The sequence below is a fragment of the Endozoicomonas sp. 8E genome (assembly GCF_032883915.1).
Lineage (GTDB): Bacteria > Pseudomonadota > Gammaproteobacteria > Pseudomonadales > Endozoicomonadaceae > Endozoicomonas_A.
Genome location: NZ_CP120717.1, coordinates 1,662,922 through 1,675,884, shown reverse-complemented (window position 1 = coordinate 1,675,884; position 12,963 = coordinate 1,662,922). Strand labels below are relative to the sequence as shown.

General features: G+C 43.0%; 8 protein-coding genes. All 8 read right to left on the bottom strand.

What is annotated here, in order from left to right; translation table 11 throughout:
• Window positions 1-111 precede the first annotated feature (111 nt).
• The 8 genes from P6910_RS06035 to P6910_RS06000 all read right to left on the bottom strand — a co-directional run bounded on the left by P6910_RS06035 (window position 112) and on the right by P6910_RS06000 (window position 12,955).
• Entirely contained in the window at window positions 112-1,551 is a 1,440-nt protein-coding gene (locus tag P6910_RS06035; RefSeq protein ID WP_317145380.1) for an RING finger protein, read from the bottom strand.
• 184 nt (window positions 1,552-1,735) lie between these two features.
• Window positions 1,736-3,151 carry an RING finger protein gene (locus P6910_RS06030; protein ID WP_317145379.1) on the bottom strand — a complete coding sequence of 472 codons (1,416 nt, stop codon included), beginning with the start codon at window positions 3,149-3,151 and terminating at the stop codon, window positions 1,736-1,738.
• Window positions 3,152-3,306: 155 nt separating this feature from the next.
• Window positions 3,307-4,439 (bottom strand): IS630 family transposase gene (locus P6910_RS06025; RefSeq protein WP_317141894.1). Its coding sequence is split into 2 segments (ribosomal slippage): window positions 3,307-4,019 and window positions 4,019-4,439, totalling 1,134 coding nucleotides; the frame shifts between segments, so codons are not numbered across the junction.
• A gap of 274 nt (window positions 4,440-4,713) precedes the next feature.
• Entirely contained in the window at window positions 4,714-6,159 is a 1,446-nt protein-coding gene (locus P6910_RS06020) for an RING finger protein (protein WP_317145378.1), read from the bottom strand.
• A 399-nt stretch (window positions 6,160-6,558) separates the two neighbouring features.
• A complete protein-coding gene (locus P6910_RS06015) occupies window positions 6,559-7,992 on the bottom strand; it encodes an RING finger protein (RefSeq protein WP_317145377.1) in 1,434 nt (477 codons plus the stop codon).
• A gap of 225 nt (window positions 7,993-8,217) precedes the next feature.
• Entirely contained in the window at window positions 8,218-9,666 is a 1,449-nt protein-coding gene (locus P6910_RS06010) for an RING finger protein (RefSeq protein WP_317145376.1), read from the bottom strand.
• A gap of 71 nt (window positions 9,667-9,737) precedes the next feature.
• Complete coding sequence (locus P6910_RS06005; protein ID WP_317145375.1) at window positions 9,738-11,186, bottom strand: RING finger protein; 1,449 nt, start codon at window positions 11,184-11,186, stop codon at window positions 9,738-9,740.
• A gap of 335 nt (window positions 11,187-11,521) precedes the next feature.
• Complete coding sequence (locus P6910_RS06000) at window positions 11,522-12,955, bottom strand: RING finger protein (RefSeq protein ID WP_317145374.1); 1,434 nt, start codon at window positions 12,953-12,955, stop codon at window positions 11,522-11,524.
• Window positions 12,956-12,963 lie beyond the last annotated feature (8 nt).

Below are 12,963 nucleotides of genomic sequence, written 5' to 3'. Positions count from 1 at the left end.
CACCTGCCCAATAAGCCAGGAGTATTCGATTCCGTACGGCTGAGTACTTATGGCCATAATGACCAATAAAAAAGCTTATTCTGATGCAGCCGGAGAGATGACAACCCATTTTCAATGAGAAGACATATCAAAAACCCTCTTGTATGATTCCGATTTTACCCGACAAAAGGGACAGCCGGTCTGCTCCCGTATAATTCGCTCAATACAAATCTGGCACAAACCAGCGTGTTCACAACTTTTAAAACCCATTACTTCTTGCAGGGGACCGTGGCAAACTCCACATTTTTTGGTGACGCCTGTCGCTCCTCCAATTGCACCTGTTTCCACCGTTGCAGGCTGGTTTGCTAATTCCTGTCTTAGCTGGGCTATCAGCTCATTTTGTTGTTGAATAACGATTGACGGATCATGATCCTCAGAATCCGACTCCTCAACAGAAGCCTCACCGTCTGAAGCTGCAGTGTCTGGAAGCTCAATATAATCCACCAGATAGTCCAGACTTTCTGACGATAATACTGGCTCGGGGTAAATACCTACAATACTTCGGGTGAAGTGTTGCATGCCACCCACGCTATACATGACCACGGGGACAGGGCACGAGCGTCCAGAGCGGCAATGGCGGGCTAAATTGCTGTAGACAATGGCTAGAATTTCGTATGGCAAGCATCTTACCAACATGGTTTCCAGTGTCTCCAGCGAGGCCAGTCCTGAATTAATGCGCTGGAAAGCGGCTGATGCCATTGCAGTTAAACCGATTAGAAGTGCTGTCTCTGCGTCCAATTCGGCTGCATTTAATTGATTGGCAAGTTTTTGCGGAGAATTATATTCATTGATATTTTTAGAAAGCAATGCACTATCGAATGCCTGGTCGTAGCTTTGTCCGGTATACACGTTATGCAAAATACTGAAATAGAGACAAAGTACTTTCTTGACAAGAATGTGGGGACCAAGAAAAGAGAGAAGCATCAGGACCAGAATGTTGTCAACACCAACATAATTGGATGTATGTTCCTCCGGAACGAAATTGAAATAATTGAGATGAGGGTTGCTTCTGTCATTTATATTGGTAGAGATAAAAAACTGTATAAAAAGACTTTTTGCTGCTTCACTGATTCGTTTTTTCTCTTCCCGGCTTTGTCCATTGGTCATATTTATATTTATAGCGAATATATGATGTATTAGTCTCAGCATTCTTTGAATACGAATTTTTCGATTTTGAGCGTCACCCATGCCCACATAATCAAAATAAAAGTTCTGCAGACGTTTAAAGTCCTGCTCTGCAACCTGGTAATTTTCACAGATTTCCACTCGACTGTCTCCAGATAGATCGTCAGAGGCTAAATTAAGCCTGAAGAAGCCAATGCGGATGTTTTCAAATGGACTCATGGCGGGTTGATCTGTGCAGTTTTGTTGTTTTTCTGAAGGCAGCTTCCAGTTTATCTTTTGCTGTTGGCGAAATTCTTCCAGACAATAGCTGTCATTAGCTAAGCCCTGCTTATAAAAAACCAGCAACACTGAAAACAAAAGCGTCTTTAAAGGACAAGGTATTGCCATACTGTCACCGACATTCGTTAAAACAGCCGTTCTGCTATTAACGCTCTACTATTAACGGTCCACTATTACTGCACTATTTATTATTAATGAGCTTTATGTAATCGCCCATGACACCTATCTGTATAGACCATTGCTACCAATAAAAAAAGCTGATCCGATGCAACTGAAAAGGTGACAACTATTTTCAATGAAAAGACATGTCGAAAACCCTCTTATACGATTCCGATTTAAACCGACAAAAGGGACAGCCGCTTTGCTCCCGTATAATTCGCTCAATACAAATCTGACACAAACCAACGTGTTCACAACTTTCGAACCCCATCATTTCTTGCAGTGGCTCATGACAAACTGCACATTTTTTGACTCTTACTGATGCACCTCCAACTGCACCCGCTTGCCCAGGTGCTGTTTGGCTTGCCAACTCCCTTCGTAGCTGGGCTATCAGTTCGTTTTGTTGTTGAATGACTATTGATTGATCCTGATGCTCAGAATCCGACTCCTCAAGAAAAAACTCAGTCTCTAAACTCTCAGAATAATCCAATCCATTGCCCGGGCTTTCTGACGATAATGCGTGCAGATCAATACCCAAAATACTGTGTGTAAACTCTTGCATACCACCCGTGGTATACATAACCGTAGGTATAGAATACGATTGCACAGGATGACAATGGACGTCTATATTGCTGTAGATAGTGGCCAGAAGCTCGTTTGGCAAGTGTCTTCTCAACAAAGCTTCCAGTGTCTCATGCCATTCCAGTCCTAAATGCATGTGCCGGAAAGCTGATGATGCCATTGCAGTCAAACCGATTAAAAGTGCTGTACCTGCGTCCAATTCGGCTACTTTTAATTGATTGGCAAGACTTTGCGGAGAGTCATATTCATTGATATTTTCAGAAAGCAATTCACGATCGAATGCTTGTTCGCAGCTTTTTTCGGCATGGCTGTTATGAAGTACATCAAAGTAGGCATATAAGTCATTCTGGAAAAGAAAATGGGGCCCAAGAAAAGCAAGAAACATCAGGACTAAATCATTATTAACACCGAGAAAATTCGACTGATTTTCTGTCGAATCCGGATAGAAATAATGAAAATAAGGGTTAATTCTGTCGTTTATTCTGGCAGACAGAAACATTTTTTCAAAAAGGCTTTTTGCTTTTGCATTTGCCAGCTGTTTCTTTTCCGGGCTTTGTACATTGATCATATTTATATTCATAGCGAACATACGATGCATCAGTCTCAGTACTCTTCGGATGCGATCTCTTCGATACTGAAGATCACCCATATTCACATAATCAAAATAAAAGTTGTTCAGACGATTAAAGTCTTGCTCATCAACTTCGTAATCATCACAGATTTCCAGTCGCCCATCTCCAAATACATCGTCAGATTCCAGATCGAGTCTGACAAAGCCAATACGGATGTTTTCAAGTGTGCTCATGGCGGGTTGACCTGTAAGCCTTTGTTGTTTTTTTGAAGGTGGTTTCCAGTTTGTCATATGATGCTGGCGAAATTCTTCAAGGTTATAGGTATCGTTTGCCACACCCTGCTGATAAAAAAACAAAAACACTAAAAACAAAAGCGTCTTTAAGACGTATGCCATGGTCATACTTTCACCTTCACTGGTTGAAACAGCTGCACTACTTCTAATGAGCTTTGTGTGAGCATCATCAGCACATATTTATACTGGCTACACAGAGCAATAGAAAAAGCTGAACCTGATGTTACCATTGACACCAACACATGGAGTCTAGTACATCACTCCGATTTGATCGTCGGGTAAAGCTTCTTGAGTTTTACCCGAGCATCCTCGGTCGTAAATCGCCATTCCATTTTGCTTTCTACACCATTACGCTGGGACTCCCACGCTTCAATCTCTGATTTCAGTGCGGCCTGATCGGGTATGCGTCTACTTAAACACTGACGACTGAGAATACTCAATTCAATCTCTGCCATGTTGAGCCAGCTTCCATGCTTGGGTGTATAGATGATTTCCAACTTACTGGCCAACCGATGAGCCTCTCCTGGTTCAAAGGCTTTATAAAGAGATGCAGGTGTATGTGTGTTCAGGTTATCCATGACAAGACGGATGACATCAGCTTTTGGGAAGTGAACATCAACCAGCTGTTTGATCTGGTGAGCCCAGTCGCAGGCAGTTCGGCTATCAGTCACCTCGATATGTCGCCAACCTTCCAGTGGCGCAAAAAACATGAAGAGAGAACTCACACCATTGCGCTCATACTCATTGTCATATTTTAGGGGTTGGCCAGGCTTCATAGGGAGTGGAGTCCTGACCTCCAAAGTATGCTGCTTACTGCTCTCATCCATACAGATCAGTGGTCGATTCGGATCATGTGGTTGTTGATAAACATCCAAAACACGTTCCATAGCGCAAACAAATTCTGCGTTTGCTTTTTTTGGAATACACCACTCCTTTTTCTGCCAAGGCTTCAACTCGTTTTTTTTAACTCTCGGCCAATGGTTTGATGCGAGATGGAATTGACATGCTCCAACTCAACCATACGGTCAGCGAGAAGCTGTAGCGTCCAGCGGCTATGACCTTCTGGTGGTGTTGAGCAAGCCAGAGCTGTCAATGCCGCCTGCTGCTCCCCCTGGAGTTTTCTTGGGCGGGCAATGCCATTGAACTTGCTATTAACAGCAATATCCAGCCCTTCAAGTACACAGCGTTTGCGTGTTCTCTGAACCGTTTTCGTTGAAACACCACAGGTTTGGCTGGTCTGGAGCTCCGTCAGTTTTGGCCCGTTTTCATCGAGACACAGGAGGATCTGGGCATGAATACGTTTATGCTTGGCCACCTTGGTCTGGTGAATGAGGTCTTTTAATTGCTGCTGTTCGTCTATGGACAGGCGGATACGGTATTGAGCTGGCATAGGTCACCCTGATCTGAATCAGGGAGAAGAATGCCAGAATGGAAAATTCCGGCATTGCTGCAGGACAAAGAAACTGGAGTTATGTACTAGTCTCAGATGTATCCCGATGGGGAGAAAGAACTGGCTTTTTTGGCTGAACAGGAAGAACGTGCAGACAACCTTGCCCTGTTCCACATATTTGACGACGATTGTCTTTTTGAAAGCATTAATCCTTACAAGTACTTCGTCGATGTACTTCAAAGCGTCAGTCAATAGACCGGCACTTTGCACACATTCAGGGTAAAGACATGTCGAGAATCTTCATGTATGACAAGGGTACGTTCCGACAAAAGGGACATTCCCTCTCCTCACGTATAAGTCGCTCAGCACAATTATTGCAAAAACCAGCGTGTCCGCAACTATGTAACGCTATAACGTCTGTCAGGCGGTCGGTACAAAGTGGACATTTTTTGGTTTCTGCTGAGGCTCCTCCGACAGCACCCGCTTCCTCCTTTTCAGTTTGGTTTGCTAATTCTTGTCTTAGCTTAGCTATCAGTTCATTTTGTTGTTGAACGACTATTGACAGATCCTGATCCCCGGAATCCGAATCCTCAACAGAACCCTCGCTGTCTGAAACAGCACTGTCTGAAAGCACAATATAATCCACGAGAAAGTTCAGACTTTCTACCGATGATGCCAACGATAATGTGGGTCTGGAGTCAAAACCCAAAATACGGTTTGTAAACTCTTGCATGCTATACAAGGTATACATAACCCCAGGTACAGGGCACGAGCGTCCAGGGCGGCAATGGCAGGCTATATTGTTGTAGATAATCGGCAGAAGCTCGAATGGCGAGCATCTTATCAACAAGTTTTCCAGTGTCTCCTGCGATTCCAGTCCTGAATTCATGCGCTGAAAAGCGGCTGATGCCATTGCAGTTAAACCGATCAGAAGTGCTGTTCCTGCGTCCAATCCGGCTGCATTTAATTGATTGGCAAGGCTTTGCGGAGAATTGTATTCATTGATATTTTCAGAAAGCAGCGCACTGTCGAATGCTTGATCGTAGCTTTGCCCGGTATATATGCCAGCCAACATAATAAAGCTGGTAAAAAGTTGTTCCTTGTAAAGAAAGTGGGGACCAAGAAAAGCAAGAATTATCAGAACCAGATCGTTATTAACACCAGCATAATTAGACAGAGGGGCCTCCGGAATTGAATAGAAATAATTGAAATAAGGATTGCTTTTGCCATTTATGTTGACAGATGAAAAAAACTGCTCAAAAAGGCTTTGTGCCGTTGTAATGATTACCTTTTTCTCTTCCCGGCTTTGTCCATTGGTCATATTTATATTCATAGCGAATATACGATGCAATAGTCTCAGCACTCTTTGAATGCGAACTTTTCGATATTGAGGAACACCCATGTCCACATAATCAAAATAAAAGTTGTCCAAATGTTTAAAGTCTTGCACAGCAACCTCGTAATTTTCACAAATTTCCAGACGCTCATCTCCAGATACATCGTCAGAGGCTAAATTAAGCCTTACAAAGCCAATACGGATGTTTTCAAGTGGTTTCATGGCGGGTTGACCTGTGCAGTTTTGTTGTTTTTCCGAAGACTGTTTCAAGTTTTTCTTTTGATGCTGTCGAAATTCTTCAAGGTTATAGGTATCGTTTGCTAGTCCCTGCTGATAAAAAAACAAAAATACTGTAAATAAAAGCGTTCTTAAGGCGCATAGCATGATCGTACTTTCACCTTCACTCGTTGAACAGCTGCACTACTATTAATGAGCTTTGAATGAACTCCCAACCCAGGCACCTATTTAGGCAGGTTATGGAGAGCAATTGAAAAGGCTGATCCGGATGTTGCCTTTGACACCAATCACATTGAGTCTAGTCGCAGACGCTTTCCGATGGAGAGCAAGAACTGGCTTTTTTGGCTGGGCAGAAGGAGGGGCAGACAACCTTGCCCTGCTTCAGGTGTTAAACGACTTCTGACTTTTTTCAGGCATTGCCCTTTAAAAGTATGTTGTCGATGACCTTCAACGCATCAACTACCATCATGCTCCCGGTATCCGCGAGCCGATCAAACGAATCCGGAAAGAGAGGCATAGGGTAATAAACTGGCATTGTGCAGATATTCAGTGCAGAGACATGTCGATAACCCTGAAGTAGGATAAGGGTATTTCCCGACAGAAGGGACATTCCCTCCGCTCACGTATAAGTCGCTCAGCACAATTCTTGCAAAAACCAGCGTGCCCACAACTTTGTAACACTATAATGTCTGCCAGTGGGTCAGTACAAAGTGGACATTTTTTGGTCTCTCCTGAGGCTCCACCAACCGCACCAGCTTCTTCAGTAGCAGGCTGACTTGCTAATTCCTGTCGTAGTTCAGCTATCAGTTCATTTTGTTGTTTAATGACTATTGACTGATCCTGTTCCTCATCCTCAGATTCCGGCTCCTCAACAGTAACCTCACTGTCAGAATACTCAGAATAGTCCACTAGAAAGTCCAGATTTTCCGACGGATATGACTGCGGTAATGCAGGTCTGGGGTAAATACCCACAACACCGTATGTAAACGCTTGCATACCACCAAGGGTGTACATTGCACCAGGTACATGAAACGATCGTCCTGATCGACAACGGCTGGCTATATTTCTGTAGACAATGGCCAGAAGCTCGTATGGCAAGCATCTTATCAACACGGTTTCCAATGTCTCCAGCGATGCCAGTCCTGAGTTCATGCGCTGGAAAGCGGCTGATGCCATTGCAGTTAAACCGATTAGAAGTGCTGTTTCTGCGTCCAATCCGGCTGCATTTAATTGATTGGCAAGGCTTTGCGGACAATTATATTCATTAATATTTTCAGAAAGTAGTGCACTGTCGAATGCTCGATCGTAGCTTTGTCCGGTATATATGTTAGCCAACATACAAAAGCAGGTATAAAGTTGATCTTTGTAAAGAAAGTGGGGACCAAGAAAAGCAAGAAACATCAGAACCAGACCGTTATTAACATCCACATAATTGGACTGAGCAGCACCCGGAATTAAATAGAAATAATTAAAATAAGGATTGCTTCCGCCATTTATGTCGACTGACGAAAAAAATTGTTCAAAAAGGCTTTCTGCCACTTCATTAATTTGCTTTTTCTCTGCCCGGCTTCGTCCATTAGTTATATTTATATTCATAGCGAATATACGATGTATGAGTCTCAGTATTGTTTGAATACGAACTTTTCGAAATAGAGGATCACCCATGCCCACATAATTAAAATAAAAGTTGTTCAGACGTTTAAAGTCTTGCTCAGCCACCTCGTAATTTTCACAGATTTCCAGTCGCCCATCTCCAGACACATCTTCAGAGGCTAAATTAAGCCTTACAAAGCCAATACGGATGTTTTCAAGCGGGCTTATGGTGGGTGTACACCCTTGTTTTTTTAAAGGCGGTTTACAGTTTTCTTTTTGATGCTGACGAAATCCTTCCAGGTCATAGGTGTCGTTTGCCAGCCCCTGCTGATAAAAAAACAAAAATACTGAAAACAAAAGCGTCTTTAAGGCACATGGTAGGGTCATACTTTAACCTACATTCGTTAACAGAGCTTCCTATTGTTAATGAGCTTTGCATCAGCATCCTTGGCACACATTTATATAGTCTACAGAGACCCACAGAAAAAGCTGATCCGGATGTTGCCATTGATACCAGTCACCTGGAGCCTGATCTAAGGTGTATGTCTGGGAGAAGAGTGCTGACCGCACTAAACCGGAAGGAGAAGCGTCAGACTGGCACTGCGCGTACATTCAAGGTAAAGACATGTCAGGAATCTTCATGTATGACAAGGGTATGTTCCGACAAAAGGGGCATTCCCTCTGCTCATATATAAGTCGATCAGCACAAGTATTGCAAAAGTCGGCGTCTGGACAACAATGTAAGACTATAATGTCTGTCAGTGGGTCGGCACAAAGTGGACATTTTTTGGTTCCTGCCGAGGCTCCTCCGACAGCCCCCGTTTCTCCCGTTGCAGGTTGGCCTGCTGATTCCTGTGGTAGTTCAGTTATCAGTTCATTCTGTTGCTGTATGACTATTAGCTGGTCCTGATGCTCAGAATGCGGCTCACCGTCAGGGTCCACAACCTGATTGTCTGAACCCTGAGAATAATCCGATTGACAGCCCGGGCTTTCTGACGATTCTGCCTGCGATGATGCAGACTCAGGAGTGACGTCAATACCCAAAATACCCTGTGTAAACTCTTGCATACCCTCTACGGTAAACATGACCTGAGGTACGGGCCATGAACGTCCTGCGGGGAAAAGGCCAACCAAATTCCAGTAGAGAGTACCCAGAATCTCGCAGGGTAAGTATCTTTGCAACAAAGTTTCTAGTGTCTCTGGCCATTCCTGCCCTGAGTTGAGGCTCTGGAAAGCTGCCGATGCCATTGCAGTTAAACCAATTAGAAGTGCTGTTTCTGTGTCCAATCCGATTGCAGTGAAATGACTGGCAATGCTTTGCGGAGAATTTTCATTGATATTTTCATAAAGCGATCCACGGGATAATGCCCGATCGTAGTTTTTTTCAGTATAACTGTTACGCAGCACGGTAAAGTAGTTATGAAAATCATTGCTGAAAAGAAAATGAGGACCAAGAAAAGTCACAAGCATCAGGACTAAAATATTGTTAAAACCGAGATAATCGAACTGACTTGCTACCGGATATAAAGAGAAATAATTGAAATAAGGATTTCTCCCGCCATTTCTCATTTCAGGCGAAAAAAAATGGTCAAAGAGGCTTTGTGCTAAGACACTGATTAGCTCTTTCTTGTCAGGGCTTGCTCCATTGGTCTGGTTTATATTTATAGCGAATATATGATGCATCAGTCTCAGTACTCTTTGAATGCGCATTTTTCGATTATTTTGAGTATCAGTACTGTTCACATAGTTAAAATAAAAGTTGATCAGAAGCTTGAAGTCTTTCTCAGTAACCTCGTAATTTTCACAGATTTCCAGTCGGCCATCTCCAGATACATCGCCAGATTCTATATTAAGCCTGACAAAACCAATACAGATGTTTTCAAGTGGGCTCATGACGGGTTGAACTATACAGCTTTGTTGTTCTTTTGAAAGCGGTTTCCAGTTTTTCATTTGATACTTGCGAAACTCTTCAAGACCATAGGTGTCATTTGCCAGCCCCTGCTGATAAAAAAACAAAATTACCGAAAACAAAAGCGTCTTAAAGGCACATTGTGGGATCATACTTTAACCTGCATTCGTTAAAAGAGTTTCCTACTGTTAATGGGCTTTTTATCAGCATTCTTGGCACACATTCAGGGCAAAGACATATCGATAACCTTCATGTATGACAACGGTATCTCCCGACAAAAGGGACATTCCCTCTGCTCATTTATAAGCCGCTCAGCACAAGTCTTGCAAAAACCGGCATGTCCACAACGATGTAACACCGCAACGTCTGTCAGCGAGTCGGTACAAATTGGACATTTTTTGGTTCCTGCAGAGACTCCTCTGACAGCACCCGCTTCCTCCGTTATAGGTTGGTTTGCCAATTCCTGTCGTAATTGGCCTATCAGTTCATTTTGTTGCCGAACGACTATTGACTGATCCTGATCCTCGGAATCCGATTCCTCAGAAGCAAACTCACTGTCTGAACCTACACTATCTGAAAGCTCAATATAATCCATTAGAAACTTCAGACTTTCGAACGATGATGCTTCCGTTAAAGGTGCGGGGTTAATACCCATAATACTGGATGTAAATTCTTGCATGCCATTCACGGTATACATAAACGCAGGTACAGGGCATGAGCGTCCTGGGCGGCAATGCCTGGCCGCATTACTGTAGACAATTGGCAAAAGCTCGTAGGGCAAGCATCTTATCAACAAGTTTTCCAGTGTCTCCTGTGACTCCAGTCCTGAATCAATGCGCTGGAAAGCCGCTGATGCCATTGCAGTTAAACCGATCAGAAGCGCTATTCCTGTGTCCAATTCGGCTGCTTTCAATTGATCTGAAAGGCATTGCGGACAATCATATGCGTTGATATTTTCAGAAAGCAATGCACGGTCGAATGCTTGATCGCAGCTTTCTCCGGTGTATATGTTACCCAAGATACAAAAGTAGGTATAAAGTCGATCCCTGGAAAGAAAGTGGGGTGCAAGAAAAGCAAGAAACATCAGGACCAGACCGTTATTAACCCCAACATAATTGCACTGCTTCCCCCCCTGAACTAAATGAAAATAATTGAAATAGGGATTACTTCTTCCGTTTATGTTGACAGATAAAAACAGTTGATCAAAAAGGCTTTTTGCCATTGCATCGATTAACTCTTTTTCTCCCCGACTTTGATCATTAAACCTATTTAAATTAATAGCAAATATACGATGTATTAGTCTCAATACTCTTTGAATGCGAACTTTTCGACGTTCAGGATTACCCCTATTCACATAATTAAAATAAAAGTTGTTCAGACGATTAAAATCTTTCTCATAAACTTCGTACGTTTCACAGGTTTCCAGTCGACCATCTCCAGATAAATCATCAGATTCTAAATTAAGCCTGACAAAGCCAAGACGGATATTTTCAAGTGAGCTTATTTCGAGTTGATCTGTGCAGTTTTGTTGTTCTTTTGAAAGGGGTTTCCAGTTTTTCATTTGATACTTACGAAATTTTTCAAGACGATAGGTATCGTTTGCCAGCCCCTGCTGATAAAAAAACAACAACACCGAAAACAAAAGTGTCTTTAAGACACATGTTATAGCCATACTTTCACCTGCATTCGTTAAAAAAGCTACACTGCTATCAGTGAGCCTTGTGTGAGCTTCCTTAGCACATATCTTTATAGGCTATGGAGACCCATAGAAAAAGCTGATCTGGATGTTGCCATTGACGCCAACCACCTGTTGTCCGGTCTCAGTTGTATCCCGATAAGGAAAAGAACTGCTTTTTTGGCTCTATGCAGGAAGGGGCAGACAACCTTACCCTGTTCCGGACATTAACCGTCAGTTGTCTTGTTGCGGGCATTGATCCTTACAAGTATTTTGTCAATGAGCTTGAACGTATCAGTTACCATCAGGCAATACACTGGCTGTGCAGACATTCAAGGAAAAGACATGTCGAGAACCCTGACGTAGGACGAAGGTGTTGCCCGACAAAAGGGACAGCCCTTCTGCTCGCATATTAGTCGCACAGCACAATCCTCGCAAAAACCAGCGTGCCCACAATTTTGTAACAGCATAATATCCGTCACTGGGTTGCGACAAATTGGACATTTTTTGATTTCTTCTGAGGCTCCTCCAACCGCACCCGCTTCTTCCGTTGCAGGCTGGTTTGCTAATTCCTGGCGTAGTTCGGCTATCAGTGCATTTTGCTGTTGAATGACTATTGACTGATCCTGATCCTCAGAATCCGACTCCTCAGCAGATCCCTCACTGCCTGAACTCTCAGAATAATCCAGAAGATATTCCAGACTTTCTGACGCAGATGCCTCCGATAATAAAGCTCTGAGGTCAATACCCACGATAATGAGGGTAAATTCTTGCATACCATCTACGGTAAACATAGCCCCGGGTACGAGGCGCGAGGGAGGATAGCAACGGCTGGCAATATTGCTATAGACAATGGCCAAAAGCTCGTATGGCAGACATTTTATCAACACGGTTTCCAATGTCTCTTGCGATTCCAGCCCTGAATCCATGCGCTGGAAAGCGGCCGATGCCATTGAAGTTAAACCGATTAGAAGTGCTGTTCCTGCGTCCAATTCAGCTGTATTTAATTGATTGGCAATACTTGTCGGAGAATTATATTCATTGATATTTTTACAAAGCAATCCACGGTCGAATGCTCGATTGTAGCTTCTTACGGTATATTTTTGATCCAATACTCTAAAGTTGGTATAAAGCTCCTCCCTGGAAAGAAAGTGGGGACCAAGAAAAGCAAGGAACACCAGGACCAGATCGTGATTAACACCGACAGAATTGGACTGCTCTACCGCCGTAGCGAAATGAAAATAATGAAAATAAGGATTAGTGCTGCCATTTATGTTGACATACAAAAACAATTGCTCATAAAGGCTTTTTGCCGTTGCATTGATTAACTCTTTATCTGCCTGACTCTGTCCATTGGTCTTATTTATATTTATAGTGAATATACGATGCATCAGTCTCAATACTCTTTGAATGCGAACTTTTCGATAATGAGGGTCTCCCATGTTGACATAATTAGAGTAAAAGCTTATCAGAAGTTCAAAGCCTTGCTGAGTAATCTCGTATGTTTCACAGATTTCCAGTCGCTCATCGCCAGATACATCGTCAGAGGCTAAATTAAGGCTGACAAAGCCAATACGAATGTTTTCAAGTGGGCTCATGGCGGGTTGACCTGTATGCATCTTTTGTTTTTTTGAAGGCGGTTTCCAGTATGTCTTTTGATACTGGCGAAACTCTTCAATGCCATAGGTATCGTTTGCCACGCCCTGCCGACAAAAAAACAAAAATATTAAAAACAAAAGCGTCTTAAAGGCACATTGTAGGGTCATACTTTAAC

What these genes read in the sequence shown, in the direction of transcription:
- P6910_RS06020 (WP_317145378.1), bottom strand. Translation starts at nt 6,159, where the DNA reads ATGCTATGCGCCTTAAGAACGCTTTTATTTACAGTATTTTTGTTTTTT.
- P6910_RS06030 (WP_317145379.1), bottom strand. Translation starts at nt 3,151, where the DNA reads ATGGCATACGTCTTAAAGACGCTTTTGTTTTTAGTGTTTTTGTTTTTT.
- P6910_RS06035 (WP_317145380.1), bottom strand. Translation starts at nt 1,551, where the DNA reads ATGGCAATACCTTGTCCTTTAAAGACGCTTTTGTTTTCAGTGTTGCTG.
- P6910_RS06005 (WP_317145375.1), bottom strand. Translation starts at nt 11,186, where the DNA reads ATGGCTATAACATGTGTCTTAAAGACACTTTTGTTTTCGGTGTTGTTG.
- P6910_RS06015 (WP_317145377.1), bottom strand. Translation starts at nt 7,992, where the DNA reads ATGACCCTACCATGTGCCTTAAAGACGCTTTTGTTTTCAGTATTTTTG.
- P6910_RS06010 (WP_317145376.1), bottom strand. Translation starts at nt 9,666, where the DNA reads ATGATCCCACAATGTGCCTTTAAGACGCTTTTGTTTTCGGTAATTTTG.
- P6910_RS06000 (WP_317145374.1), bottom strand. Translation starts at nt 12,955, where the DNA reads ATGACCCTACAATGTGCCTTTAAGACGCTTTTGTTTTTAATATTTTTG.